The following is a 25,177-nucleotide window of genomic DNA, read 5'->3' as shown; positions in this document are numbered from 1 at the left end:
TCATGCGGCTCTGGTCACTGCATCCCCGCCTGCTGGACCGGCAGGGTCTCATCGCCTGCTGGCGGGAGGCCCTGCTGGCCCAGGCCGTGCTGCTCGGACGCACCCGCGGCTATACCCGCCACCCGCAGTTGGAACGGTTCCGCGCCCACGACGATCCTGAGGCGGCCGTCGGGGCCTACCTGACCGGCCTCCACCAGGAGGCCGAGGCGCGCGGATACCGGTTCGACGCCGACCGCATCCTCCACCCATCGGCGGGCTCCGCCGAGCGCGTGACGACGCCGATCCCCGTCACCTCCGGCCAACTCGGCTTCGAAGCCGACCACCTCCGGGCCAAACTGGCCCGCCGCTCCCCGGAGCTGCTGGCCGACTTCGACGCGTTCGACGCGGCGTCCCCGGACGGCGCCGGACGATGGCCGGTGCACCCGCTGTTCATCGAGGTCCCCGGCGCGGTGGAGAGCTGGGAGCGCCCCTGATGCGCTGGGGGCGCCCCCGTGGTCGGTTCCCTGACGCCGTCGGCTGCTCCTCGGCGTCGAATGGGAATCTGGGCACGGGCAACCGGGGTCGAGAGGCAGTCAGGCAGGGGTGAATCCCCGCTCGACGGCGCAGGCGGGCGCAGGGGCGCCCAGTATCGTAGTGCTATGCGGATCGATCACGGGCCGGAGCACGGCACACTCACGCTGCGCAGCAGCACCAAGGGGTTCGGCGCCTGGCTGGGGCTGGCCATCGGAGTGTTCGGGGCGAGCATCGGCATCGCCGTCATCGGAATGGCGCTGGCCGGTGGGGCGTCGGCGGAGATCGGCCGCCTGGCGTGGTTGTTCCTGCTCCATCCGATGATCTTCCTGACCGTGGGGTTCGGCATCTTCGGTGCGAGCAAGAAGGTCTCGGCCACGCTGCGCCCCTATGGGGAGTCCGAGGCACATTTCCGCCGCTGGTGCGGGATTCAGCGGCGCGACGAGACCTTCCGGACCCAGCAGGTGCGGGTGGTCCGGCTGCACACCGAGGTGCGGACCAACCGCACCAACAGCGCTTCCCGGCGCGATCTGGTGACCTTCCTGAGCCTCGGCCTGCAGGACGGCGGGGAGATCCTCATCGGGGTCAACCGACGGGGCAGCGTCTTCCAGCGCGAACAGGCGCTGGTCGCCGAGGCCGGGCAGATCTCCGAGTTCTTGGGCGTGCCGTTGGAGCGCAGCGGCCACGGGGCGCCCCAGGGCTGGGAACCCGGGGGAGTGGCCGGTCCGCCAGGGCTGGGGTCCGGCTGGACGGACGGCCAGCCGGGGCATCGGGGCTGGCCGCAGGCACAGCGTCAGGGCTGGCATGCTGGGCAGGACCCGCCGCAGCCGCCCGAGGGATATCACGGCCCCGACGACCTCGGCCGCTGATCCTCCCTAAGGTGGGTGCGGCGCCGCTCAGTCGCGCCGTCGCAGATGCCGCAGCTGGTCAGCCCCGGAGACCAGCAGCACCGCGGCGCCGAGCCACACGGCGGCCGCCGGGCCCACCGGCCCGGCCAGGGCGCCGGCCGCGGCTGGCATGGCCACCTGGCCCAACCGGTTGCCGATCAGCCGCAGCGCGAGGGTCGGGGTGCTCCAGCCTTCGGGGACGGCGGCGGTGACCATCGTCATCGTCAGCGGCTGACCGAGTCCCAGGAAGAACCCGCCCACCGCCATCAGGGCACCGGCCATGGCGATGGTCCCGGTGGTGAAGGGCATGGCGGCGAAGCTGACGGCGGAGAGCAGCAGGGACAGCACCAGCAGCACTTCCCGGGAGATTCGGCGCACCAGTCCGCCGAGCAGGACGCGCGAGGCCAGGGAGCCCAGCCCGCGCAGCGCCAGGAGCAGTCCCACTTCCGACGGGCTCAGCCCGGCCTGCTGACCCAGCAGGGGAAGGAATGCCACCAGGACGTCAGTCAGCGCGAGCAGTCCGGCGGAGGCGGCGATGTGCGAGCCCACCCTCGGGGTGCGCAGGATCGCCCCGGGGGAGGCCTTCGGCTCGCTGTCGCGGGCCGCCGGCGTCGTGCCGGTCACCGGTCCTTCGTGGGAGGGCCGGCGCATCCGCCACAGGGCGAGGAACAGCAGCAGCGCGCCGGGAAGCGCTGCCGCGCCACCGGCGAGGATCGACAGATCGACGCCGGTCTCCACGTCCTCGGGCGCGCTGATGATCCATCCGGCCACAGGCGGCCCCAGCATCTGACCGGCGGAGACAGCGGCGGTGAACCAGCCGAAGGCCGCATCGCGCGTCGCCGGACCGGCCGCTCGGGTCACCCCGCTCTGCCCGCCGATGGCGAACACCAGCTGCCCCAGGCCCAGTGCCGCACTGCCGACGATGACACCCCACACCGTGGAGGAGAGAGCGATCGCGGCCGCTCCGGCGGCCATCACGCACAGGCCGCCGCCGATCAGCCCGGCCACGGTCCCCGTGCGTTGGATGAGCCGGCCGACCGGCATCGCGATCACCAACGGGACGATCGCGTAGGAGGCCGCCACCAGGCCGACCATCGCCGCGTCGCCGCCGAGCGCATCCACCTTGTAGGTGGTGGCCGGGCGGATCATGTTGACCGAGAACTGGCCCAGCATGGACGTGACCACCAGCAGGATCAGCCACAGATGAGGGGAACGACGCACGGGACCATCTTCGCTCATCGGAGCATCTCAGCGGGCCGTGTTGATCATCGGTGCGGCGACGGCGTGGCTCACCTGACGTCGCTGAGCGGTGCAGCCGGCCGGGGAGGCGAGGGGGTGCGCCGCCTCGCCTCCCCGGCCGGCTGCACCGGGGGAGGGCGGAGGTCATCCCCAGCTCAGCACGCCCTGGGCGATCAGCACCGAGGCCAGGAACGTCCCGGTGAACACCGCCAGACCCACGGGGATGATCTTCCATCCGACGCTGCGCAGCATCCGGGCGTCACGGCCCAGCCCCAGACCGGCCAGCACCAGCACCGGGGTGGTCATCGGCAGGAAGCTGACCGGGTCGACGAGGGTCAGCAGCGGCTCCGCGATCGGGGACCACGGGGTGGAGGCCAGCATGGCCAGGGTCATCGAGGTCACGATCGCGGAGATGCGCAGGTACCGACGGGCCAGCAGCCCGAGGACCACGAAGATCACGATGACGCCCATCCCGGGCAGGACCGAGGCGGTCACTGTGCCGCCGGCGGCCCACAGGGCGATGACGGTCAGCACCGTGGACAGCGCCAGCAGCGCGATCGGGGAGACCGGCCGGCCCTGGGCCGGAGCCTTCTGCTGGGACACCTCGACTCCGGAGAGGTACTGTTCGGCGTCCTCGGAGAAGTCCCGACGGCGGCGGGCCAGGGCCCGGTAGAACCGGTCGGCCAGCGGCAGCGCCACGTAGACGCCGATGTAGAGGCCCAGGGCGGAGCTGAGCAGGTTGCTCATGGCGGCCAGGGCGAGGATCTCGCCCTCCATGGCCGGGAACTGGGCGACGACGGCGTTGGAGGCGGCGGCCATCATCGAGCCGGATCCCACGCCGGAGCCCATCGCCAGGGCCAGCGGGTTGAACCAGCCGGTCCCGGCCATCATGGAGGCCAGCAGCCCCACCCACAGGGCGCCGAAGACGGTGCCGAAGATGTAGATGGCCAGCACCCCGCGGATCTCCGGGGACTCGGTGCCGTAGCGCTCACCCACCATGGCGAAGGAGCCCTCACGGCCGATGGAGAAGGTCGCGCCCACGGAGGCCCGGCGCATTCCCAGCAGCACGGCCAGTGGAAGTGCGACCAGTATGGTGGCCAGGTTCCCGATCTCCTGCAGCACCAGTGCGGGGCCGACCTCCACGACCACGCCCAGGTTCTCCCCGACCATGAAGGCCAGTCGGGTGACCAGCAGCAGCACCCCGATCTGCATGGCGACCGAGGCGATCTTCTGGGATCCCTCAGGGAACGGGCGGACCTTCTGCAGGCTGACGGCGGCCCCCAGCAGCAGTCCCCAGATGAGGGGAAGCAGGGTCAGGGTGCCGATGCCGAGGCTGATCTCTTGGGCCCCGATGAGCTCCGCGCCGATGGTGACCAGCGCCCCGGCGATCAGCAGCGGCAGCCACAGGCGCATCTGGGCGCGCATGGTCGTCTTCTCGGAGGGCACCGCGGGGCGGTGTGTGGGGGACTTCATGCCTGGTCCTCCTGGGTGAACGGTGTCCGGGTCGCCTGCTCGGCGAGGAGCTCGGCCCGGACCTCGGGAGCGGAGGCCACCTCGATGATCGTCTGTGCCATGGCGATGGCACCGTCGAGGGCGGCGGAGTCACCTCCGGGGGCGACGGCGTCGTCGGCGAATCCGCGGGTGTGTGGGGGCGCGCCGGAGCCCTCCACGGAGATCATCGGGTGGATCGAGGGGACGTGCTGGGAGACGTTGCCCATGTCGGTGGAGCCGCCGGTCAGTCCGCCGGTGTCGGTCAGAGTGCGTCCGAGGGCGGTCACCGCCCGGCTGTACGGGCCGGCCAGGCGCGGATCCTGGCGCAGGGGCGCGTACTCCGGCTCGGTCTCCTCGAAGTCCACCTGACAGCCGGCCGCCAGCGCCCCGGCTTCGAAACAGTCACGGACCCGGTCCCGCAGGTCGCGCAGCTGGTCGAGGTCGAACTCGCGGACCTCGAAGTCGACCACAGTGCGCTCCGGGATGATGTTGGTGGCCTGACCGCCGTCGCGGACGAACAGGCCGATGCGAGCGGTGGAGGGGATCTGCTGGCGGAGCAGGCCCACGGCGACCTGGGCGACGACGGCGGCGTCGGCGGCGTTCACACCGTCGGTCGGGGCGGCCGCGGCGTGGGCGGCACGCCCGGTGAAGGTCGCGGCATGCCGGGACACGCCCTGGGAGGCGGTGTCGACCGGGTCGGCGTCGGCGGTGCCGGGGTGGACCATCAGGGCGACGGTGTGGTGGTCGAAGCAGCCCTTCTCGAGCATGAGGACCTTGCCGCCGCCATGTTCCTCGGCCGGGGTGCCGACCACCTCGACGGTCAGGTCGAGCTCGTCGGTGACCGGGGCCAGGGCCAGGGCCGCCCCGACGGCGGCGGTGGCGATGATGTTGTGGCCGCAGGCGTGGCCGATCTCCGGCAGGGCGTCGTACTCGGCACAGATGCCGACGACGAAGTCGCCGCTGCCGTATCGGGCGGTGAATGCGGTCGGCAGATCCGCCACAGGGGTGGTGACGGTGAAGCCGGCCGCGGCGAGCTCATCCTGCAGGCGGACGGCGCTGCGGTGCTCGTCGAAGGCGGTCTCGGCCAGCCCGTGGATGTCATGGCTGAGTCGGGCGAGGCGCTCGCGCACGTCGTAGACGGTGTGGGTGGCGCGCTGATGAAGGGGGGAGGTCATCGGCGGAGCCTCTCGTGTTGGTGATCTCTGTCACTGTTAAGGTTGAGCTATACGCCAATGGAGGGGTTCAGATTGCACGATTCGGTCACAGAGCCTGAAGTGATGAAGTATTCCATCACCTTGGGTGAGGATGATCTCCGTCTCCTCCAGGCTCTGCAGATGAGCCCCCGTGCGAGCTGGGCGGAGCTCGGCCGCGTGCTGGGCATGGGCCCCACCACGGTGGCGCGGCGATGGGCCCGGCTGGAGGAGGCCGGCGCGGCCTGGGTGTCCTGCCAGCCGCTGGTCGAGCGGAACGCCGCGGTGGCGGTGCTCGAGATCACCTGCCGGGCCGGAGACATCATGACGGCGGCGCAGACGCTGGCCGAGGACTCTGCGGCGATGACCATCGATGTGACCTCCGGGTCCCGTGATCTGTTGGTGACTGTGACCTGCCCGGACCAGCTGTGGCTCAGCAGCTACCTGCTGGAGCGGGTCGCGCAGATCCCGGAGGTCGAGTCGGTCCGCAGCCACGTGGTCACCCACATGTACTCGGATGCGAGCCGGTGGCGGCTGCGGAGCCTGTCGAAGCGCGAGGAGGAGAAGCTCGCCTCCGCCGCCCGGGGGGCCGCTCCCGGTGGCTCTGCGCTGGGAGGTCTGGAGCGGCGGATCGTCGAGCTCCTCTCAGTGGACGGGCGCCGCCCGGCGGGGCTGCTGGCCGAGGAACTCGGGGTCTCGGAGAGCACGGTGCGGCGGCGCCTGCACAGCCTGGTGGCCTCCGGTGCTCTGCGCCTGCGCTGTGAGGTGGCCCGGGGGCTCACCGAGTGGCACGTGCTGGAGTGGTTCTTCCTGCGGGTGCCGCCGGCGCACATCGACGAGGCCGGCCAGGCGCTCGCGGGCATCGCCGAGCTGCGGGCCTCGCTGTCGACGACAGGTCCGGCCAATCTGGTCGCCGCAGCCTGGCTGCGCACAGTGGCCGACGGGCAGCGCCTCGAGAAGCGTCTGACCCAGCGGCTGCCCTGGATGGAGGTCCTCGACCGCAGCGTGGTGCTGCGCCCGGTCAAGCTGGTGGGCCGGCTGTTGGACGCCCGGGGTCTGGCGGTGGGCACAGTGCCGCTGCGCCAGGGCGGCGGCCACCGGGGCGGGTGGTGAGCACGGTGCGGGCCGCGCCGCCGTGACGGCGGCGCTCAGCCCCGTGCAGCCCATGACGATCAGCCCATGACGATCAGCCCGATTCCGGCGCAGACGACGGCGGCCCCCACAGTTCGCCGCACCGGGTCCGGCTCCCTGAGCAGCCACCAGGCCAGCAGCGCACCGATCACGAGGGACGACTCCCGCACCGGGGCGACCAGCGCGACCGGCGTCGTCGTCATCGCGTAGAGCACCAGGATGTAGGCCAGCGGGGAGAGTGCGGCCACGATGATCACCGGTCGCCGGTCGGCATGCCAGGTGGGGCGGACCAGGCCGCGCCTGCGCAGCACCCAGGGGAGCATCACTGCGGACTGCAGCACGCTGCTCAGCGCGAAGTACAGGATGGGTTCCAACCCCAGGGCGGTCACGGCGAAGCTGTCCCACAGCGTGTAGGCGGCGATGGCAGCCCCGGTGGCGCTGCCGTAGAGCAGGCCGGCCGTCAGGCGCTCGTGGCGGTGGAGCAGGCGCCGGCCGGTGACGATCAGGATCCCGCTGATCACCACCGCCCCGCCGGCGAGGGCGGCGGGTCCCGGGCGTTCGCCGAGCAGGCCGACGGCGACCGCCATGGTCAGCACGGGGCCCACTCCGCGGGCCACCGGGTAGACCACGCCCAGATCGGCTCGGCGGTACCCGGTCTGCAGCAGTGTGGCGTACCCGATGTGGATCACCGCGCTGACCAGGGCGGCGGCGGCCAGCCCCCAGCCGTAGGCGGCGTCGGTGCGCAGCATCTGGATCAGGCCCACCGGAAGGCAGAGCAGCCCGCCGAGGGTGAAGTAGCACCACACGAACACCGTGGTGTCCCCGCGGGCAGTCTTGGCGGCGAGGTTCCACACCGCGTGGAACACGGCCGCGGTCAGGATGAGCGCCAGGGCCCCGGTGCTCACCGTGGTCCCCCGGGCCATGGGTCGAGAGGAGCCGGGATCCTGGAGTCGGCGGTCACAGTCGAGAGGCTACCTGAGGGTCGCCAGCTGACCTGCGCGGCGCCGGCGCGACCCAGCCGGCGGTCCTCGGGTGGGCCCAGGAGTGGGTGCCCCCCCTGCCGGGCGGCCTCTGCTGCGGCGCAGTCCGGTGAGGTGCGCCGCACCGCAGACCGTGGCGCGGGCTTCGATGCCTGGTGGGACCGGCCGAGGGCTGATCGGCACTGCGTGCGAGCGGGGTTCACAGTTTGCACAGGACATGCTTCCCTGGTGTAATTCAGACGCATTCGCAATAGAGGGGGAAGCTGTTGCTGGTCCTCCCGCCGTCGCGCCTGAGACCAAGGAGCACCAGCTCATGTCCGTGCACTCCGCCTCGTCTCCCCTCGTCCACCTCCAGGACGTCGAGGTCGTCACGCGGCGCACCCGACAGACCCTGTTGCGTGTCCCGGACCTGCCGATCGCCCCGGCGTCTCGGGTGGCGATCATGGGGCCCTCCGGGGCGGGGAAGTCGATGCTGCTCTCGGCGCTCACCAGCCGCCTGCCCGGCGGCGTGGAGATGACGGGCCGTCGGCAGGCCCCCGTCGATCTGCGCATCGGATTCGTCCCCCAGCGGGGAGCCGATGCTGTGCACCCGCTCATGCCGATCGGGCGCCAGCTGCGGTCCGTCACCGGAGCCGACGCCTCGCGCACCCGGGAGGTGCTGGCAGCGGTGGGACTCGATCTCCAGCTGCTGGGCCGACGCCGCCCGGCAGAGCTCTCCGGCGGCCAACTTCAGCGTGTGGCCATCTCCTTGGCGTTCCTCGGATCCCCTGCCCTGGTCATCGCGGACGAGCCGACCAGCGCACTGGACGGCGCCTCTCGTGACGAGACCCTGGCCGTCCTGAGCGATCTCACGGAGACCACGGGCAGCGCGCTGGTGGTCGCCACCCATGACCCGCAGGTCCGCGATCGGCTCGACGCCCGGCTGATCCGCGTCTCCTCCGGCCAGGTGGACCTGGGTGACGCCACGAGTCAGGAGGCGGCGTGAGCACCGCGATCCTCGAAGCGCACGGCATCGGTGCCGTCTACGGCACGCGACGCCGCCCCCTGACGGTCCTGCATCCCACCGACGTCGCCCTCCACGCGGGGGAGTCCGTGGCGGTGATCGGCCGATCCGGGGCCGGCAAGTCCATGCTGGCGGAGATCATCCTCGGGCTGCGCCTGGCCAGCACCGGTCATGTCACGGTCCACGGCGAGCCCTTCTGCGGTGTGGGCAGTGCACCGCGGCCCCACCGGCGTCGCCTGGTCCAAGGAATACCTCAGGATGCGGGAGCCTCCCTGCCGCCACGCGTGGCGGTCCGCGCCTCGATCGAACGGGCGCTGGCCAGGCTCGGTGTCGAGGGGGACCCCGGTGGGCGGATCGCGGCCGCCGCCGAGATCGCCCGGCTCGAGCCGGAGCTCCTCGACCGCACACCCCGCGAGCTCTCCGGAGGGCAGGCGCAGCGTGCGGCGATCGCCCGTGCCGTCGCGGTTGGCCCCGATGTCATCGTCGCCGACGAGCCCACCAGCGCCCTGGACCCGTCCACCTCTGCCGGTCTCACCGACGCGCTGCTCGCGCTGCCGACCCGCACCGGTGGGGCGCTGCTGGTCGTCACGCACGACGACGCCCTGGCCGCCGGCTGCGACCGCATGCTGACCGTCCGCGACGGCGTCGTGGAGCATGCCCGATGACCGCTGGCGTATCGCTGCGCTCAGTGCTGCTGCTGCAGCTGCTGTTCATGCTGGGCTTCTCCGCAGTGGTCCCGTTCGTTGCGGCCATCGGGCAGCACCGGTTCGCCCTGGACGCCTCCGCCGTCGGCCTCCTGGTGGGCGCGCGGGTCCTGGCACAGCAGGGCCTGTTCATCGTCGGCGGGATCCTGACCGACCGCTTCGGACCCCGGAGCCTGCTGCTCACCGGCTGCCTGCTGCGCGCCCTGGCGTTCGGGATCATCGCGTGGGCGCCGCACGCGCCGGCGTTCGTCGTCGGCGTCGTGCTCGTCGGCATGGCCGGAGCGCTGTTCTCCCCTGCCGTGGACGCCCTCGTCGGGCACCTCGACGCCCAACAGCGCGGCGTGGTGCACGGTGGCGGCAGTATCTCCGGTGTCTCCGGTGTCTCCGGTGTCTCCGGTGTCGCCGGTGTAGGCGGTGTCGGCGGCCGGCGGGGCCCCACTCCTTTCGCGGCGCTGCTGATGGTCAGTGAGCTCGGAGGCGTGCTGGCCGCCCTCGGTGCCGCCAGAGTCATGCCCGAGCATTCGCCGGCCGTCGCAGCCGGCTCGGCGGTCATCTTCCTCGGGGCGGCCGCCGCCGTCCTCCGGCTGAGCGCGGCCGCAGGGGAGACGGAGCCCGGGCCGCGGAGCCGCGCTCAGGATGCCCCGGGATCGTCAGCGGGGGCACCAGCAGGGGCACCAACGGGCATGTCCGCCCCGCAGCTCGGTGTGCGCGTGCTCCCGCTGGCGATCGCCTGCTCGGCCCTGTTGGCGGTCTACGCCCAGCTGTTCTCCACCGTGCCGCTGGCCCTGGCCGAACACGGCCTCGCGGCGGGACAGATGGGCGTGGTGGCGGCCTCCCTGTCGGCGGCCACGCTGGTGCTGCAGTGGCCGCTGTCCCGCGCCGCCGAGCGGCTTGGCCGGGGCACCGCCGTGATGCTGGCGCTCGGTCTCTCGGCCACGGCGTGTCTGTGCGCGTTCGCCGGTCAGCTGCTCCTTCCTCCGCGGGCGCTGACCGGGGTGCTCTGCGTCGTGGCCGTGCTGGTGGGCGTGTCCCTGATGCTCGGCAGCCCGAGCGCCCAGTCGCTCATCGCCGAAGGACCGGGCCGGCGGAGGGCCACACGCCTGGCGCTGCTGCCGACCGCCGGAGGAGCGGCCGCCTTCCTGAGCACCACATTCACCGGTGTGGTCTCCGGCAGCGCCAGCACCTTGGCCGCATGGCCGCTCGCCGCCGTCCTGCCCGCCGTGATGATGCCGCTGGCCTGGTATGCGCTGGGCCTGGGCTCCCGCCAACACCGCCATCACCGTCATCACCGTCATCACCGTCACCCCGCACAGTTCTCATCCTCGGCACCATCCGTGCCTGCAGCGCCGGCTTCCGCCGACACTCCGACCACCAACACCTCGACCACCAACACCTCGATCATCAAGGAGCACACGCAGTGAACCGTCCTCTCCGCGCCCGCGCGATCACCGTCGGAGCCCTCGCTCTGGCCCTTCCTCTGACCGGCTGCTTCTCCGCCGAATCGGCCGAGACCTCCGGCTCCGGGGACGACGCCCGTCTGACCCTGGCCATGATGCAGCCTCCGCGATCCGGGCTGAGCCCGCTGAGCGACGACGCGTTCAAGCTCTCGCGCTGGAGCACCGCCGAGACCCTCGTCGCACTCGACGACGACGGCGGTCCGCTGCCGCTGCTGGCCACCGAATGGGATCAGACCGACGATCACACCTGGCACTTCAGCATCCGCGAGGACGTGACATTCCATGACGGGTCGCCCCTGACGCCGGAGGCGGTCGCCAACTCTCTGCGCGTCGCCTCCGAGGCGTCCCCGCTTCCGCGCATCCTCGACGGCGTGGAGCTGGAGGTCGACGTCGACGACGAGCAGGTGGTGCTGACCACCGGTGAGCCGGACCCGCTGCTGCCGAACAGGCTGTCGAGCCCTCAGCTGTCCATCCTGTCCAAGGACGCCTACACGGGGAGCACGGTCAGCCCGATCGGCACCGGGACCGGCCCCTTCGAACTGGTCGCCGTCGACGGGACCTCCAGCGCCACCCTGGACCGGTACGACGACTACTGGGGCACACCGGCGGCGGCCGCCGGCATCGACGCCGACTTCGTGCCCGACGGCACGGCGCGCGCCGCCGCGCTGCGCACCGGGACCGCGCACCTGGTGGAGACCGTCCCCGCCGGCCAGGCCGCCTCGATCGACGAGGACCTGCTGCATGAGGTGCCCATGCCGCGCACCAACACTCTGTACCTGAACGCCGACTCCGGTCCGTTCGAGGACCCCGCAGTCCGGGCGGCGGCCCGCGAGGCGGTCGACCGGGCGGAGATCATCGTCTCCACCTACGAGGACCGGGCCGACGAGGCCGTCGGCCTGCTCGGGCCGGCGCTTCCCTGGACCCTTGAGGAACGGGGCGGCGAGGAGTACGAGGAGATCCTGGAGGATCGCGCCGAGCCGGCCGACGTCGACGGCGTGCAGATCAGCCTGGGGACCTTCACGGACCGGGCCGAGCTGCCCGAGGTCGCGGTGCTGCTCGAACAACAGCTGGAGGCCGCCGGGTTCGAGGTGGTCCAGGACGTGCGCGAGTACCAGTTCATCGAGTCCGACGCCCTCGACGGGGCCTTCGACGCGTTCATCCTCTCACGTGCCACGATCCTGGACTCCGGTGACCCCGTGGCGTACTTCAGCGCGGACTTCACCTGCGCCGGAGGGTTCAACATCTCGCAGCTGTGCGACGAGGACGTGGACGCCGCCGTGCAGGCGGCCTCCCAGATTCCGGCTGGGGATGAGCGCCGCGAGGCCATCATGCTCGCCGAGGCCGAGATCCTGGCCACCGACACGGCGATCCCGCTGCTGCACGAGCGGGTCATCCAGGGGGAGACCAGTGACGTGCACGACGCGATCCGGGACCCCCGTGAGCGTGCCCTGGTGGACGAGCTGACCGGCCGCGATGAGGACCGGTGACCGCCGGGCCCTGATCTCGCGGGTCCTGGCGGGGCTGGGCCTGCTCGTGGTGGTCGGGGCCCTGCCCTGGCTCTCGCAGCGTGACCCGGCGCTGTCCGTGCTGCGGGCGCGCTATGCGGAGCTGGAGCCGACGCCGGAGGCTGTCGCCTCGGTGCGTGCCGAGCTCGGCCTGGACGGTGGGCCGTTCGCGATCAGCGCCCGCTGGTGGCTGGGCGTGCTGCGCGGCGACCTGGGGGAGTCCTGGGTCTCGGGGAACCCGGTGGGTCCGGGAGTGTGGGAGGCCGTGGGCGTCTCCGCCACGCTGACCCTGTTGGCTGTGGTGGTCTGCCTGCTCGTCGCCGCCGCCCTGGTGGCCCCGGTGCTGCGGGCCGTCGCCCGGGATCGGCCCGTGCGGGGTGCCGGGCCGATGGGTGTGGCGCTCACGGCGCTTCCTGAGTTCCTGCTGGCCAGCGGGTTCCTCGTCGTGCTCGCGGTACACCTACGCTGGTTCCCGCCGTACGGCTGGGCGGGACTGGAGACCATGATCCTGCCCGCGGCGGCGCTCGGCATTCCGGCCGGCGGCCTGTTCGGCCGTCTGCTGGGCGACGCGCTCGCCGGATCCTCCCGGGAGCCCTGGGTGACCGTCTGGCGGCTCGCCGGAGCGCCGCGTCGGGTGATCGTGCCCGCGGTGATGCGTCGGGCCGCCGCCTCGGTGGTGGACCAGATGGGCCTGATCGTGATCGGTCTGCTCGGTGGAGCGGTCGCGGTGGAGCAGATCTTCGCCGTCCCCGGACTGGGCCGGTACCTGCTGGGTGCGGCCAACGCTCAGGACCTGCCGGCCCTGCAGGCCGGGGTGCTCGCCATGGCGGGCGCGGCCGTGCTGATCGGTGCGGGGGCGGGAGTGGGTCGGCTGTGGCTGCTGGGCGGGTCGCTGCCGGCCGGTGCGGTGTCGGCGCCGCCGGAACGGCCGCATGGCGACCGGCTCGCGCAGTGGACGTTCGGGGTCGGCTGTGTGCTGCTGGGGCTGCTGCTGGTCGCCGGTCTGCCGCGAGACCCGTACGGGATCGTCCACGACAGGCTCGCCGCGCCGTCGTGGGACCTGCCGTTCGGCGCGGACGCCAGCGGCCGCGATCTGCTGGCCCGGGTGGCCCATGGGGCGCTGGGCACTCTGGTGCCGGCGCTGGTGATCGTGGTGCTGGCGATCGCCATCGGGCTGGTGCTCGCGTTCATCCCGCACGCCGTGCGGGGGCCGATCGAGGTCGCCAACGCGACCCCGCCGGTGATCGCCGGAGTGGTGATCGCCGCGCTGATGGGCCCCACGATGGGCGGGGCCGCGGCCGCGGTGCTCTGGGTGAGTTGGCCGCCGCTGGCCTCTCACGCGGTGGCACTGGTGGACGAGGCCAAGGCGATGCCACATGTGACGTGGTTGCCGCTGGCCGGGGTGCGGCCCTTCGAGATCATGGTCCGCTACGTGGTGCCTGTGGTGGCCCCCGCGTTGGCCCGGCACGGCATGCTGCGGCTGCCCGGTGTGGCGCTGGCGCTGGCCTCGCTGGGGTTCCTGGGGCTCGGCGCGCAGCCCCCGACGCCGGACTGGGGCCGGCTGCTGGCCGAGGGGATCGACTACGTGGAGCGCGGACCGTGGGCGACCGCCGCCCCGGCGGCGGCTCTGGTGCTCGTCTCGGTGATCGCGGTGGCCGCGGCCTCGCTGCAGGGTTCGCGGGTGCGCTGGCCCCGCCGTCGTCGAGCGCAGGCCAGGCTGGCGACCGAGGCCGGGTCGACGAGGGGATGAGCCGGGGCGCCGGGACATGGCGCCGATGGCCTGAGCGACGACGCTCTGGTGCCCCCGGCAGGATTCGAACCTGCGACACCCGCTTTAGGAGAGCGGTGCTCTATCCCCTGAGCTACGGAGGCTGGGACCCGACCATCCTACCGGTTGCCCAGCGGGCGCGCGGTCCGTTCCACGGAGCGTCGCACCATCGCCATGATCACCGCGATGATCAGCAGCGAGCCCACCACGGCGAAGAACAGCCAGCTGCTCACGGTCAGCGCGGAGGCGGTGGTGACGGTGCCGACGTCGAGGGTCTCAGCGGAGAGGAGGTCGTCGATCAGGAAGTTCTCGGCGATATCCATGGCGCTGAACAGGCCCGCAGCGGCCAGCAGCAGCCAGCGCACCACGGACTCGCGCATCATCAGCCCCACCACGGCCCAGGCGGTGAAGAAGAAGGAGACGGGGAACAGGATCCCGGCGGTCTTGTGCACGAAGTTCAGCTGGCCGATGGCGTCGTCGTCCATCACGGAGCGCAGGCGCTCGATGTCGGAGACGTCGTAGCCGGTCAGTCGCGCGTCGGGCATGGCGAACCCGCCGGTGAACTGGGTCATCTGCGGCAGGGCGATCAGGTGCAGGTAGATGAAGAGGAACACTGTGGTGCCCAGCAGTGCGTAGACCAGCAGCGTCGGGTTGGCCTGGGAGTCGTCGGCGGCCCGCTGGTTCGCCTCGGCGATGATGCCCCCTCCGCCCATGGAGCGGGGGCGGGGTCGGCGCGGCCGGTCGGCGCGTGGCTCGCCCGACGTCGACTCGGAACCTGCCGCGGGATTGCCGCGGGTGGTCTTCCGTCGTCTGGACATCGTCCTCCTCCGGGATCGTGGGTATGGGGCCCAGCATGGCGCCCAACATGGCGTCCCTGCGTGGATGCTCCGACGGGCGCACCCGGTGTCCATTGTCGCAGAGCCTGCTGGCCGCCCCGGGGGACGCGGGTCACCGGCCGCGCTTAGACTGGGAGCACCATGGAGTTCCTCTTCACCCCGCCGTCAGAACGCCCGTCCGAGACCGCCCGCGCCGCGAAGGCCCCCGCCGACGACGGCGCCGCGGCCGTGTTGCCGGAGGCCCCCTCTTCGGGAGGGCCCGAAGGTGCCGCACCGGCCCCGGCCGACCCGACGATCGGGCTGAACCCGCAGCAGCGGCAGGCGGTGCTGCACACCGGGTCCCCGCTGCTGATCGTCGCCGGCGCCGGCTCCGGCAAGACGAGCGTGCTCACCCGGCGGATCGCGCATCTGCTCCAGACCGGAGCGGCCCGTCCGCACGAGATCCTGGCGATCACCTTCACCAACAAGGCCGCCCGGGAGATGAAGGAACGCGTGGTGAGCCTGGTCGGCCCCGCGGCGGAGCGCATGTGGATCTCCACCTTCCACTCGACCTGCGTGCGGATCCTGCGCGCCGAGGCGGCGAACCTGGGCCGGAAGTCCAGCTTCACCATCTACGACGCCGCCGACTCCCTGCGGCTGATCACCACCATCGCCAAGCTCCACGACCTGGACCCCAAGCGGTTCGCCCCGCGGGCGATCAAGAACCGGATCTCCACACTGAAGAACGAGCTGGTCGACGCCGAGGAGTTCACCGCCACCGCGCCGAACGAGCCCTTCTCCGAGGCTGTGGCCACCGTGTATCGGGAGTACACCCAGCGGCTGCGTCAGGCCAATGCCTATGACTTCGACGACCTGCTGGCCGAGACCGTCTATATGTTCGACGCCTTCCCCGGCATCCTGGACGGCTATCGGCGGCGCTTCCGCCATGTGCTGGTGGACGAGTACCAGGACACCAACCACGCCCAGTACCGGCTGGTCCGCCAGCTGACCGGCGGACCCGGCGACGGTGTGCAGACCCCGGGGGCCGAGCTGACCGTGGTCGGCGACTCGGACCAGTCCATCTATGCCTTCCGCGGCGCGGACATCCGCAACATCATCGAGTTCGGGCGGGACTACCCGGACGCCACCACCATCAAGCTGGAGCAGAACTATCGCTCCACCCAGACGATCCTCGACGCCGCCAATGCGGTCATCTCCCAGAATCCGGGTCGCACGGAGAAGCAACTGTGGACCGAGGAGGGCTCCGGGGAGCCGGTGACTCTGCACGTGGCGCCCTCCGAGTCCGACGAGGCCGAATGGATCGCCCGGACCATCGATGATCTCGGCGACCGGGAAGGCATCCGGCCGGCCGACGTCGCGGTGTTCTACCGCACCAACGCACAGTCCCGCTCCCTGGAGGAGCGCCTGGTCAGCCGCGGCATCCCCTACCGGGTGGTCGGCGGAACCCGGTTCTATGACCGCAAGGAGATCAAGGACGCCCTGGCCTATCTGCGGGTCCTCAGCAACCCGGACGACGACGTCAACCTCCGCCGCATCCTCAACGAGCCCAAGCGGGGCATCGGGGATCGGGCGGAAGGAGCCGTGGCCGCGCTGGCCCAGCGGGACCGGACCACGTTCTTCGAGGGGCTGCGCCGGGCCGAGGAGGCCCCGGCCATGGCGACGCGTTCGCTGAAGGCCGTGGACTCCTTCGTGCGGATGATGGACGACCTCGCCTCCCTGCTGGAGTCCGAGAAGCCCTCGGTGGTGCTGGAGGCGGTGCTCGAGCAGACCGGGATGCTCGAGGCGCTGCGGCAGTCCAAGGACCTGCAGGACGAGTCCCGGGCGGACAACCTCGGCGAACTGGTGGCCGTGGTCAAGGAATATGAGGCCTCCACCGAGGGCGGGACTCTCGCAGACTTCCTGGAGCAGGTCTCGTTGGTCGCCGACGCCGATGCGATCCCCGCGGCCGATGACGCCGAGTCCGAGAAGCTCGCCCAGGAGCAGGGCCAGGTCACCCTGATGACGCTGCACACCGCCAAGGGGCTCGAATTTCCTGTGGTCTTCCTCACAGGCATGGAGCACGGCATCTTCCCGCACGCCCGCTCCATGTCTGACGGCGAGCAGCTGGCCGAGGAGCGTCGCCTGGCCTATGTGGGGCTCACCCGGGCGAGGCAGCGGCTCTACCTGAGCCGCGCGGAGTCCCGCCACCTGTGGGGCCAGCACCAGTACAACCCGCCCAGCCAGTTCCTCGGTGAGATCCCCGAAGACCTGCTCCATGTCGATGCGGCCTCGTCATCAGGTTTCGGCGGAGGGCACTCCGGGGGTCTGCGCGGCCACCACTACGGGACGCCCAGCTTCGGTGGTGGCCCGTCCTCACGCGGATCCGCGGGCGGATCCGGCTGGTCCTTCAGCGATGGTTCCGCCGGGGGCTCACGGACTGGCCGCTCCGGCGGTGCCGACAGAGGAGGGCGTGCGGAGCCCACTGTCTACGGGGCGGCGAACAGTGAGAAGACGTCATCTTCGCTGCCTGGGGCGACCGGCGGCGTCGCGCCCCGCCAGGTGGACCCCAGCCGGAAGATCCCCTCCCTGGCCCCCGGTGACAAGGTCTCTCACCAGAAGTTCGGGCGCGGCGAGGTCCTGACCGTGGAAGGCACGGGGGACAAGACTGTGGCCAAGGTCAGCTTCTCAGGAAGCGAGAAGCGTCTGCTCCTGCGATATGCTCCCCTGGAGAAGGCCGACTGAGCCTTCAGGCTCAGCGTTGCGCCAGGTGCGCAGCGTGGCCGCTCAGCCCGTGCCGGCGGGTCCCGCCGTCGACGTCGGGCTGAGGTTGTCAGAAACGACTTCGACGCAGAAGGACACCACCCGTGGACCTGTATGAGTACCAGGCGCGCGATCTGTTCGAGGCACACGGAGTTCCCGTGCTGGCCGGAATCGTGGCGCAGACCCCGGAAGAAGCGAAGGCTGCTGCTGAGCAGATCGGCGGCGTCGTCGTCGTCAAGGCTCAGGTGAAGGTCGGAGGCCGCGGCAAGGCCGGCGGTGTGAAGCTCGCGAAGACCGCGGACGAGGCCTACGAGCACGCCAAGGCGATCCTGGGCATGGACATCAAGGGGCACACCGTGCACCGCGTGATGATCGCGCAGGGTGCCGAGATCGCGGAGGAGTACTACTTCTCCATCCTTCTGGACCGCGCCAACCGCGACTACCTGGCCATGTGCTCCAAGGAGGGCGGCGTCGAGATCGAGCAGCTCGCCGAGGAGCGGCCCGAGGCGCTGGCGCGGGTGAACGTCGATCCCAACGTCGGCATCGATGCCGCGAAGGCCGCCGAGATCGCTGAGAAGGGAGGCTTCTCCGCCGAGGAGGTCCCCGCGCTGGCCGAGGTGTTCCAGCAGCTGTGGACCGTGTTCTCCCAGGAGGACGCGACCCTGGTCGAGGTGAACCCGCTGGTCAAGACCGGTGAGGGCGCGATCATCGCTCTGGACGGCAAGGTCACCGTGGACGAGAACGCCGAGTTCCGCCAGGCCGGCCACTCCGAGCTCGTGGACGAGCAGGCCGAGGACCCGCTGGAGGCCAAGGCCAAGGCCAATGACCTCAACTACGTCAAGCTCGACGGCGAGGTGGGGATCATCGGCAACGGCGCCGGGCTGGTCATGTCCACCCTCGACGTCGTCGCCTATGCGGGCGAGGCCCACAACGGTGTGAAGCCCGCCAACTTCCTGGACATCGGCGGCGGCGCCTCGGCCGAGGTGATGGCCAACGGCCTCGACGTCATCCTCGGCGACGACCAGGTCAAGGCCGTGTTCGTCAACGTCTTCGGCGGCATCACGTCGTGTGACGCGGTCGCCAACGGTATCGTCAAGGCCCTGGAGATCCTCGGTGACGCCGCCACCAAGCCGCTGGTCGTCCGTCTGGACGGCAACAACGTGGATGAGGGTCGCCGCATCCTGCGGGAGGCGGACCACCCGCTAGTCACCCTGGCGACCACCATGGACGAAGGCGCCGACAAGGCCGCCGAGCTGGCGAACAAGTAAGGACTGAGGATCGAGCATGGCTATCTTTCTGAACAAGGACTCCAAGGTCATCGTCCAGGGCATCACCGGCGGCGAGGGCTCGAAGCACACGGCCCGCATGCTGCTGGCCGGGACGAACATCGTCGGCGGCGTCAACGCCCGCAAGGCCGGCACCACGGTGGCCCACACCGACCAGCACGGCGCTGAGGTCGAGCTGCCCGTGTTCGGCTCGGTCTCCGAGGCGATGGAGAAGACCGGTGCCGACGTCTCGGTGGTCTTCGTGCCGCCGAAGTTCGCCAAGGACGCCGCCGTCGAGGCCATCGACGCCGGCATCGGCCTGCTGGTGGTCATCACCGAGGGCATCCCGGTCCAGGACTCCGCCGAGTTCTACAACTACTCGCTGACCAAGACCGGCGCCGACGGCAAGCCCGTCACCCGGATCCTGGGCCCGAACTGCCCCGGCATCATCACCCCCGGCGAGTCCCTGGCCGGCATCACCCCGGCCAACATCACCGGCAAGGGCGGCGTCGGACTGGTCTCCAAGTCCGGGACCCTGACCTACCAGATGATGTACGAGCTGCGTGACCTCGGCTTCTCCACCTCCATCGGCATCGGTGGTGACCCGGTCATCGGCACCACGCACATCGACGCGCTGGAGGCCTTCGAGAACGACCCGGAGACCAAGGCGATCGTGATGATCGGTGAGATCGGCGGTGACGCCGAGGAGCGCGCGGCCGAGTACATCAAGGCCAACGTCACCAAGCCGGTGGTCGGCTACGTGGCCGGCTTCACCGCTCCGGAGGGTAAGACCATGGGCCACGCCGGCGCCATCGTCTCAGGCTCCTCCGGCACCGCAGAGGCCAAGAAGGAGGCCCTCGAGGCCGCGGGTGTGAAGGTCGGCAAGACCCCGTCCGAGACCGCGCACCTGCTGCGTGAGGTCTACCCGGTCGCGGTGGAACCCTCCGCGCTCTGAGGTTTCCTGCACACAGCTGAGGCTCGCACCCACGGAGTTCGCTCCTGGGTGTGAGCCTCAGCTGTTTGTCAGGCGTGCCGACGCTCCGACGCCGTCCTGTGTCGGCCCGGGGTCGAGATGCCGACCGTGCGTCGGCGGCTCAGCCGGTCTCTGATCCTTCGCCGAGCTCGCGTTCCGGTTGGAGGCCGAATCGGAAGTGGCGCCCGCTGATGGCTGTGGGAGTGATCCTGACGTAGTTCTCCTTGAGCGTGGGCACCCACGAGCGCAGGCCCAGAGCCTGGACAGCTTCCCGCTCGTGGGCGCTCTCCAGACGCTGAGCGCGTCCGCGGAGCACTACGGACCAGGCCTGGTCGGATAGGATCCCGTCCGACTCGAAGACGACCTCCTCGTTGACCGCTATCTCGGCGAGTTTGGTCCCGGGGGCGGTTCGCAGGACCAACGTGCGTTCCTGGACCGCGTGGTTCACTGGGAAGATGTCGGCTCGCCCTGCCACCACGGTGACGAGTCTTCCATGCTGGGTGTTCTCCAACAGTCTCCAGCTGTCGTCCTCGGAGAGGACCAGCACCGGATCGTCGTCTTCGTGCTCGAACATGTTGCGCCCCTTTCCGCCGAGTGGCGCAGGCATTTGTGGGTGAGATGGAGTGTAGCCACGCCGGTGCTCCAGTTGTCAGCTGCGCCGGCCGCCCCTGCGCTGGGGCGGTCCCGAGGCAGTCACGTTTCGTCGTCGTGCTCTCCGCTGACCCAGGCGATGTACCGCTGGGCGGAGCGTGCCACGGCGGCGGCGGCGTCGACGGGGATGTGCCGGGCGAAGTTGCCGTAGAGCCTGTCATAGTCATGCTGCGCGGCATGGTCGGCGAGGCGACGCACCACAGCAGGGGAGAGCGGGATCATATTGGGGTAGGAGCGCATGAACGTGACCCACCCCTGGTCCGCCACGGGGAAGATGGCGTCACCGCTGAACAGCACGCCACGCCCATCTGGAGCCCGCCAGCGGGCCACCATGGACCCGGGGAAGTGTCCGCCGATCTGGGTGGCGACCAGATCCTCGGCGATCTGCGCTCTGCCTTCCCAGACCACGGTGCGGGCAGGGTGCAGCGCCAGCCAGTGCTCATCAGCCGCGGAGACGTACACGGTCGCGTCCCCGAACGCCTCAGCCCAGAGGGACTGCACCCCGTACATATGCGGATGCGAGGCCAGGATCGCGGCCAGCCCTCCCACCGAGGCGACGGCGGCGACCGCGTCGTCGTCGATGTGCGCCGGGGGCTCGATCATCACATTGCCGATCTGCGTCCGCACGATGCTGGTCACCTGTCCGATGCCCGGGCCGTCATGGAGCACCAGGCCGTGCACCCCGGGTTCTCTGTCGATCAGCTCGAGGCGCGCACCGGCGGCCCGTGACTGGCGCGGGGAGGTCCACTGCTGCCCTTGGGGCGGCACGTGTTGGCGTTCGTCGGCGCAGATCGGGCAGCGCTCGGGACAGTCGTGGAGGGGGCGCTCCACCCCACAGGTGCGGCACTGCAGCACGTCACGGTCCGGCATGGTGGGCGTCGGCGAGGTGCGGGTGGACGGCTCGGCGGCAGGGTCTTCGGTGGGCATGGCCCATCCTTGGCGGTGCCGCCTCCTGGGGGTCAAGGCCGCCTGGCCGGCTCAGTCGAGCACGACGCCGAACGCTGAGCCCAGCGCGTAGGTGATGGCCGCAGCTCCCATGCCGATGCCCAGCTGGCGGAGGCCCCGCAGCAGCGGGGAGGCGCCGGAGAGCAGGCCCACGATCGCACCGGTGCACAGCAGTGCCACCCCCACCAGTGAGAGGGAGAGCACGACGGCGGAGAGCCCGGCCATGCCGAACAGGTAGGGCAGCACCGGGATCAGCGCGCCGGCCGCGAAGCAGCCGAAGCTGGAGAACGCGGCCGTCCACGCGTTGCCGACGACGTCATGGTCGTCCTGGGTGCCCTGCTCCACGGGCTGCCACGACTTGGAGGGGTTGCAGTCGCAGTCGAAGACCCCCAGGCGTTCCATAGCGCGGTGTTCGGCGTCCTCCCGACTGAGCCCTCGGGCCCGGTACACCAACACCAGCTCGTTCTGATCGAAGTCCAGGTCTGGGGCCGCCTTCAGGGTGACCTGGGTGGGGCGGGTGGCGGCGAGCAGCTCCCGCTGGCTGCGCACCGAGACGTACTCGCCGGCAGCCATGGACAGCGCGCCGGCGAGCAGGCCGGCGATGCCGGTGGCCAGGATGATCGAGGCGCCGACTCCGGTGCCGCCCATGCCCATGATGAGGGCCAGGTTGGAGACCAGTCCGTCGTTGGCGCCGAACACGGCCGCGCGGAAGCCGCCCGAGAGCTTCTCCCGGCCTCGGGTGGCCAGCCCCCGGACGACCTCCTCGTGGATGGCTTCGTCGGCGGCCATGCCGGCGGTGGCGTCCGAGTCCTTCGCGTACGGGGAGTCCGACTCGGCCCGCTGGGCCAGGGCCAGGATGAACACGGAGCCGAAGATCCGGGCCATCCAGCCCAGCAGCACCCGGTGGGCGGAAGGGGCGGGCAGCTTCTCGGCCTGCGGGCCCAGCAGCTGCCGCCAGTGGTCGGCGTGCCGTTGCTCCGCCTCGGCGAGCCCCCGCAGGATCAGTCGCTCCTCGCCCTCCTTGCGTTCGGCCAGATCGGCATAGAGCTTCCCCTCGGCGATCTCGTCGGCGAGATGCTTCCGCCACCGGCGGATCTGCCGACTCGTCGGCGCGGCGGACCTGGCCTTCGTCCCGGAAGGAGCGGGGTCCGGCTGGGCAGGCGGGCGCGGGGCGCCGTCGTCGGTGGTCACACCCCCCATTGTCGCCAGCCGCGCCCCGGCCTGACAGGTGCCCGACGACTGTGACGATTCTTAGGGATCCCTGAATCTGCAGGCCGTCCGCATCGTCGCCCAGGCCGGGGCCGGACGCCGGGCGGCGGCGAGTTTTCGGCATGCCTGAACTGTGATGCCTGAACTGTGATGCCGGTGATGTGGGTGATGTCGAGCGGTGCGGGGTCAGCGGGCGCGCCGCTCCACGATCCCGCCCACGAGCCGCCGGGCCGTGGGGGAGTCCACACCTGGGGCGAAGGCCAAGTAGTGCGGGGCCAGATGGTCGCCCGGAGTGCCGGCCCCGGGCACGAGGTCGGCGCCCAGGCCCCAGTAGGTCCCGCCCGACCGGCGCAGGATCAGCATGCCGGCGGCCACGTCCCAGGGGCAGGTGTCCACCCCGAAGACGACGTCGGCCCAGCCGGCCGCCGCGTGGCACAGCTCCAACGCCCCGGAGACCACCCGGCGCACAGTGGAGAATGTGCGGACCGTCTCCGCGAACGTCTCCAGGGCAGCCGGTCCGTCGATCTCCAGCGCCTCCGCCGAGGGGTAGCTGGTCACCAGGTTCAGGCGGTGCTCCGGGGTTCGGGAGGCCTCGGCCCGGCCGGACAGGGGACGCTCGACGCCGTCCGGGCCGCCCTCACGCAGCCAGGCGCCGGCGTCGTCGGCGGAGAAGGTCAGGCCGTTGACCGGGTCATGGACCACCCCGGCGACCACCTCGCCGTCGACGGCGGCGGCGAGGGAGACCGAGAACATGGCGAAGCCGTGGGCGAAGTTGGAGGTCCCGTCGATCGGGTCCACGATCCATTCCACCGCGCCGGATCCCTGCGTCCCGCCCTCTTCGCCGGTGATGCGCGAGTCCGGCACCGCGGCGCTGAGCAGCTGAGCCAGCCGCTCCTCGGTGGCGGAGTCGTGCCAGGTCACCAGGTCATGGGCGTTGGCCTTCTCCTGGGTCTTCACGGCGGTGCGGAAGGCCGCGGCCAGGGTGGGGCCGACGTCGTCGGCGGCGGCCAGCGCAATGCGGCGCAGCTGTGCAGGTGGGGGCAGCTGTGCTGATGGCGGCAGAGGAGCCGTGGGGCGGTCGGCAGGACGGGAGGCGTGGTTCTCAGTCACGATTCCAGACTAGACCGCGACGACGGCGGCGTCTGCCCGCTGAACGGGGCGCGTGGGCCTCCATTGGCGATTCTGCCCCCGGACGGCTAATCTCGTTCTCGGATGCAACTAAGACGTGAAGGTGCCCCCGTTCGCCGTCCGCCGCAGGTCACGCCGGAAGGCATGACGCGGCGCGATGTCAGCTGGGCGATCGCCGGGATCCTCATCGTGTTCTTCGCCGCCATGCTGGCGATGAACATCGTGGTCACCGCGCTGCCGGTCATCGTCGGTGATCTCGACGGCAGCCAGATCCAGTACAGCTGGGTGGTCGCCGCGACCCTGCTGGCCAACGCCTCCTCCACTCCGGTGTGGGGGAAGCTCGCCGACATGGTCTCCAAGAAGCGGCTCTTCCAGCTGAGCAACATCATCTTCTTCCTGAGCTCTCTGGCCGCCGGATTCGCCGTCTCCATGGAGATGCTCATCGCCGCCCGCTTCGTGCAGGGCATCGGTCTGGGCGGGCTCGGCGCGCTCGCCATGGCCATCATGGCCTCGATCGTCTCTCCGCGGGAACGGGGCCGCTACGCCGGCTACATCGGGGCCATCCTCACCACCGCCACGGCGGCCGGGCCGCTCATCGGGGGCCTGACCGTCGACACTCTGGGCTGGCGCTGGTGCTTCTTCGTGGGCGTGCCGCTCTCGCTGGTGGCCCTGGTGCTGGTGCACCGGACCCTGCACCTGCCGCACGTCCGGCGCGAGGTCCGCATGGACTACGCCGGGGCGCTGCTGCTGGTCACCGTCTCCTCGCTGCTGCTGATGTGGCTCTCCTTCGCCGGCACCCCGGAGCTCTTCGCCTGGGTGTCCTGGGAGTCCGGACTGATCCTCGGCAGTGTCGTGATCCTGCTGGCGGTCTTCATGGTGGTGGAGCGGCGCAGCGGCGAACCCGTGGTGGCGCTGCGCATGCTGATCAGCCGCACCACTCTGTTGGCGGTGATCTCCTCGGCCTCCATCGCGGTGTGCCTGTTCGGCATGCCGGCCTTCCTGGGGCAGTACTTCCAGATCGGCCGAGGATTCAGCCCCACCGCCTCCGGAATGATGATCCTTCCGCTGGTGGTAGGGAACCTCATCGGCTCGCTGACCACCGGGCGGCTCATCACCCGCTACGGGCGCTGGAAGATCTACCTCGTCATCGGGTCGATGCTGCTGTCGGCGGCGATGTTCGGGCTCTCCACAGTGGACTCGCACACCGATCTGCGCTTCGTGATGGCCGTCATCTTCGTGGTCGGGCTGGGTTTCGGCGCCCAGATGCAGAACCTGATGCTGGCGGTGCAGAACACCGTCGCCGTCACGCAGGTGGGACAGGCCAGTGCGCTGGTCGCCTTCTTCCGTGTCTTCGGCGGGGCGGCGGGCACCGCCGTGCTGGGCTCGGTGATGGCCCTGCAGGTCGCCGGAGTCTCCGCCGGTCAGGTCAACGGGGCGACGTCGACCCCGTCTCCGGCCTTCGCCGACGGCTCAGGGACGATGTTCCTGGTGGCCGCCTGCATGACGCTGCCGGCGATCCTGGCGAATCTGCTGATCCGCGAGACTCCGCTGCGCACCACGATCTGA

21 protein-coding genes and 1 tRNA gene are annotated in these 25,177 nt (G+C 71.0%); 12 read left to right on the top strand and 10 right to left on the bottom strand.

Annotated elements, in window-relative coordinates:
* The first annotated feature begins 2 nt into the window (after positions 1–2).
* Together ACYVKI_RS08030 and ACYVKI_RS08025 are read left to right on the top strand one after the other, a co-directional pair.
* On the top strand, positions 3–473 hold the full coding sequence (locus ACYVKI_RS08030; RefSeq protein ID WP_460689830.1) for a pyrimidine dimer DNA glycosylase/endonuclease V: 471 nt from the start codon (positions 3–5) through the stop codon (positions 471–473).
* Between the two features lie 165 nt (positions 474–638).
* A complete protein-coding gene (locus ACYVKI_RS08025) occupies positions 639–1,379 on the top strand; it encodes a hypothetical protein (RefSeq protein ID WP_460689829.1) in 741 nt (246 codons plus the stop codon).
* Between the two features lie 27 nt (positions 1,380–1,406).
* On the opposite strand, the gene ACYVKI_RS08020 is transcribed toward ACYVKI_RS08025, so the two are convergent.
* From ACYVKI_RS08020 to ACYVKI_RS08010, 3 genes are all read right to left on the bottom strand, one after another.
* Positions 1,407–2,618 carry an MFS transporter gene (locus tag ACYVKI_RS08020; protein ID WP_460689828.1) on the bottom strand — a complete coding sequence of 404 codons (1,212 nt, stop codon included), beginning with the start codon at positions 2,616–2,618 and terminating at the stop codon, positions 1,407–1,409.
* A 162-nt stretch (positions 2,619–2,780) separates the two neighbouring features.
* Positions 2,781–4,109, bottom strand: a complete 1,329-nt coding sequence (locus ACYVKI_RS08015) for a DUF3100 domain-containing protein (RefSeq protein WP_460689827.1) — start codon at positions 4,107–4,109, stop codon at positions 2,781–2,783.
* Positions 4,106–5,302, bottom strand: coding sequence for an amidohydrolase (locus ACYVKI_RS08010; protein WP_460689826.1), 1,197 nt, complete (start codon positions 5,300–5,302; stop codon positions 4,106–4,108). The genes ACYVKI_RS08015 and ACYVKI_RS08010 overlap by 4 nt, the downstream gene beginning before the upstream one ends.
* Positions 5,303–5,404: 102 nt before the next feature.
* Between ACYVKI_RS08010 and ACYVKI_RS08005 the strand changes: the two genes are divergently transcribed.
* Entirely contained in the window at positions 5,405–6,430 is a 1,026-nt protein-coding gene (locus ACYVKI_RS08005; RefSeq protein ID WP_460689825.1) for an Lrp/AsnC family transcriptional regulator, read from the top strand.
* A gap of 59 nt (positions 6,431–6,489) precedes the next feature.
* On the opposite strand, the gene ACYVKI_RS08000 is transcribed toward ACYVKI_RS08005, so the two are convergent.
* Positions 6,490–7,371: a DMT family transporter gene (locus ACYVKI_RS08000; RefSeq protein ID WP_460689824.1), complete on the bottom strand. Its 882-nt coding sequence runs from the start codon at positions 7,369–7,371 to the stop codon at positions 6,490–6,492.
* Positions 7,372–7,741: 370 nt separating this feature from the next.
* On the opposite strand from ACYVKI_RS08000, the gene ACYVKI_RS07995 reads away from it, so the two are divergent.
* The 5 genes from ACYVKI_RS07995 to ACYVKI_RS07975 all read left to right on the top strand — a co-directional run bounded on the left by ACYVKI_RS07995 (position 7,742) and on the right by ACYVKI_RS07975 (position 13,847).
* Positions 7,742–8,413 carry an ATP-binding cassette domain-containing protein gene (locus tag ACYVKI_RS07995; RefSeq protein ID WP_460689823.1) on the top strand — a complete coding sequence of 224 codons (672 nt, stop codon included), beginning with the start codon at positions 7,742–7,744 and terminating at the stop codon, positions 8,411–8,413.
* Entirely contained in the window at positions 8,410–9,096 is a 687-nt protein-coding gene (locus ACYVKI_RS07990) for an ATP-binding cassette domain-containing protein (protein WP_460689822.1), read from the top strand. Before ACYVKI_RS07995 ends, ACYVKI_RS07990 begins: the two co-directional genes overlap by 4 nt.
* Positions 9,093–10,556, top strand: a complete 1,464-nt coding sequence (locus ACYVKI_RS07985; protein ID WP_460689821.1) for an MFS transporter — start codon at positions 9,093–9,095, stop codon at positions 10,554–10,556. Before ACYVKI_RS07990 ends, ACYVKI_RS07985 begins: the two co-directional genes overlap by 4 nt.
* Positions 10,557–10,684: 128 nt before the next feature.
* On the top strand, positions 10,685–12,079 hold the full coding sequence (locus ACYVKI_RS07980; protein ID WP_460689905.1) for an ABC transporter substrate-binding protein: 1,395 nt from the start codon (positions 10,685–10,687) through the stop codon (positions 12,077–12,079).
* On the top strand, positions 12,066–13,847 hold the full coding sequence (locus ACYVKI_RS07975; protein WP_460689820.1) for an ABC transporter permease subunit: 1,782 nt from the start codon (positions 12,066–12,068) through the stop codon (positions 13,845–13,847). Before ACYVKI_RS07980 ends, ACYVKI_RS07975 begins: the two co-directional genes overlap by 14 nt.
* 46 nt (positions 13,848–13,893) lie before the next feature.
* Here the strand turns inward: ACYVKI_RS07975 and ACYVKI_RS07970 are convergent.
* Together ACYVKI_RS07970 and ACYVKI_RS07965 are read right to left on the bottom strand one after the other, a co-directional pair.
* A tRNA-Arg gene (locus tag ACYVKI_RS07970) sits at positions 13,894–13,969 on the bottom strand.
* Between the two features lie 15 nt (positions 13,970–13,984).
* On the bottom strand, positions 13,985–14,683 hold the full coding sequence (locus tag ACYVKI_RS07965; protein WP_460689819.1) for a hypothetical protein: 699 nt from the start codon (positions 14,681–14,683) through the stop codon (positions 13,985–13,987).
* A 159-nt stretch (positions 14,684–14,842) separates the two neighbouring features.
* Here ACYVKI_RS07965 and ACYVKI_RS07960 point away from each other — a divergent pair, with 159 nt between their 5' ends.
* The 3 genes from ACYVKI_RS07960 (at position 14,843) to sucD (ending at position 19,660) form a co-directional block, all read left to right on the top strand.
* Positions 14,843–17,422 carry a UvrD-helicase domain-containing protein gene (locus ACYVKI_RS07960; protein WP_460689818.1) on the top strand — a complete coding sequence of 860 codons (2,580 nt, stop codon included), beginning with the start codon at positions 14,843–14,845 and terminating at the stop codon, positions 17,420–17,422.
* A 122-nt stretch (positions 17,423–17,544) separates the two neighbouring features.
* Positions 17,545–18,708: an ADP-forming succinate--CoA ligase subunit beta gene (gene sucC / locus ACYVKI_RS07955; protein WP_460689817.1), complete on the top strand. Its 1,164-nt coding sequence runs from the start codon at positions 17,545–17,547 to the stop codon at positions 18,706–18,708.
* A gap of 16 nt (positions 18,709–18,724) precedes the next feature.
* Positions 18,725–19,660: a succinate--CoA ligase subunit alpha gene (sucD, locus tag ACYVKI_RS07950; RefSeq protein ID WP_460689816.1), complete on the top strand. Its 936-nt coding sequence runs from the start codon at positions 18,725–18,727 to the stop codon at positions 19,658–19,660.
* A 139-nt stretch (positions 19,661–19,799) separates the two neighbouring features.
* Here the strand turns inward: sucD and ACYVKI_RS07945 are convergent, their stop codons facing one another.
* From ACYVKI_RS07945 to ACYVKI_RS07930, 4 genes are all read right to left on the bottom strand, one after another.
* Positions 19,800–20,252 carry a pyridoxamine 5'-phosphate oxidase family protein gene (locus ACYVKI_RS07945; RefSeq protein WP_460689815.1) on the bottom strand — a complete coding sequence of 151 codons (453 nt, stop codon included), beginning with the start codon at positions 20,250–20,252 and terminating at the stop codon, positions 19,800–19,802.
* Between the two features lie 119 nt (positions 20,253–20,371).
* The gene (locus ACYVKI_RS07940; protein ID WP_460689814.1) at positions 20,372–21,256 is read right to left on the bottom strand and encodes an MBL fold metallo-hydrolase; all 885 of its coding nucleotides are present in this window, start codon (positions 21,254–21,256) and stop codon (positions 20,372–20,374) included.
* A 51-nt stretch (positions 21,257–21,307) separates the two neighbouring features.
* Positions 21,308–22,474, bottom strand: coding sequence for a VIT1/CCC1 transporter family protein (locus ACYVKI_RS07935; RefSeq protein WP_460689813.1), 1,167 nt, complete (start codon positions 22,472–22,474; stop codon positions 21,308–21,310).
* Positions 22,475–22,669: 195 nt separating this feature from the next.
* Positions 22,670–23,593 (bottom strand): inositol monophosphatase family protein, encoded by a 924-nt coding sequence (locus ACYVKI_RS07930; protein WP_460689812.1) that lies wholly within the window; start codon positions 23,591–23,593, stop codon positions 22,670–22,672.
* Between the two features lie 162 nt (positions 23,594–23,755).
* On the opposite strand from ACYVKI_RS07930, the gene ACYVKI_RS07925 reads away from it, so the two are divergent.
* Positions 23,756–25,177: an MFS transporter gene (locus ACYVKI_RS07925; protein WP_460689811.1), complete on the top strand. Its 1,422-nt coding sequence runs from the start codon at positions 23,756–23,758 to the stop codon at positions 25,175–25,177.

Source organism: Nesterenkonia suensis (genome assembly GCF_054782935.1).
The sequence above is the reverse complement of the archived record's forward strand: the minus strand, read 5'-3'. Positions and strand labels throughout refer to the sequence as shown.

What these genes read in the sequence shown, in the direction of transcription:
- ACYVKI_RS07945 (WP_460689815.1), bottom strand. Translation starts at nt 20,252, where the DNA reads ATGTTCGAGCACGAAGACGACGATCCGGTGCTGGTCCTCTCCGAGGAC.
- ACYVKI_RS08025 (WP_460689829.1), top strand. Translation starts at nt 639, where the DNA reads ATGCGGATCGATCACGGGCCGGAGCACGGCACACTCACGCTGCGCAGC.
- ACYVKI_RS07995 (WP_460689823.1), top strand. Translation starts at nt 7,742, where the DNA reads ATGTCCGTGCACTCCGCCTCGTCTCCCCTCGTCCACCTCCAGGACGTC.
- ACYVKI_RS08000 (WP_460689824.1), bottom strand. Translation starts at nt 7,371, where the DNA reads ATGGCCCGGGGGACCACGGTGAGCACCGGGGCCCTGGCGCTCATCCTG.
- ACYVKI_RS07965 (WP_460689819.1), bottom strand. Translation starts at nt 14,683, where the DNA reads ATGTCCAGACGACGGAAGACCACCCGCGGCAATCCCGCGGCAGGTTCC.
- ACYVKI_RS08015 (WP_460689827.1), bottom strand. Translation starts at nt 4,109, where the DNA reads ATGAAGTCCCCCACACACCGCCCCGCGGTGCCCTCCGAGAAGACGACC.
- ACYVKI_RS07980 (WP_460689905.1), top strand. Translation starts at nt 10,685, where the DNA reads ATGATGCAGCCTCCGCGATCCGGGCTGAGCCCGCTGAGCGACGACGCG.
- ACYVKI_RS07985 (WP_460689821.1), top strand. Translation starts at nt 9,093, where the DNA reads ATGACCGCTGGCGTATCGCTGCGCTCAGTGCTGCTGCTGCAGCTGCTG.
- ACYVKI_RS07975 (WP_460689820.1), top strand. Translation starts at nt 12,066, where the DNA reads ATGAGGACCGGTGACCGCCGGGCCCTGATCTCGCGGGTCCTGGCGGGG.
- ACYVKI_RS07940 (WP_460689814.1), bottom strand. Translation starts at nt 21,256, where the DNA reads ATGCCCACCGAAGACCCTGCCGCCGAGCCGTCCACCCGCACCTCGCCG.
- sucD (WP_460689816.1), top strand. Translation starts at nt 18,725, where the DNA reads ATGGCTATCTTTCTGAACAAGGACTCCAAGGTCATCGTCCAGGGCATC.
- ACYVKI_RS08030 (WP_460689830.1), top strand. Translation starts at nt 3, where the DNA reads ATGCGGCTCTGGTCACTGCATCCCCGCCTGCTGGACCGGCAGGGTCTC.
- ACYVKI_RS07935 (WP_460689813.1), bottom strand. Translation starts at nt 22,474, where the DNA reads ATGGGGGGTGTGACCACCGACGACGGCGCCCCGCGCCCGCCTGCCCAG.
- ACYVKI_RS07925 (WP_460689811.1), top strand. Translation starts at nt 23,756, where the DNA reads ATGACGCGGCGCGATGTCAGCTGGGCGATCGCCGGGATCCTCATCGTG.
- ACYVKI_RS08010 (WP_460689826.1), bottom strand. Translation starts at nt 5,302, where the DNA reads ATGACCTCCCCCCTTCATCAGCGCGCCACCCACACCGTCTACGACGTG.
- ACYVKI_RS07960 (WP_460689818.1), top strand. Translation starts at nt 14,843, where the DNA reads ATGGAGTTCCTCTTCACCCCGCCGTCAGAACGCCCGTCCGAGACCGCC.
- ACYVKI_RS08005 (WP_460689825.1), top strand. Translation starts at nt 5,405, where the DNA reads ATGAAGTATTCCATCACCTTGGGTGAGGATGATCTCCGTCTCCTCCAG.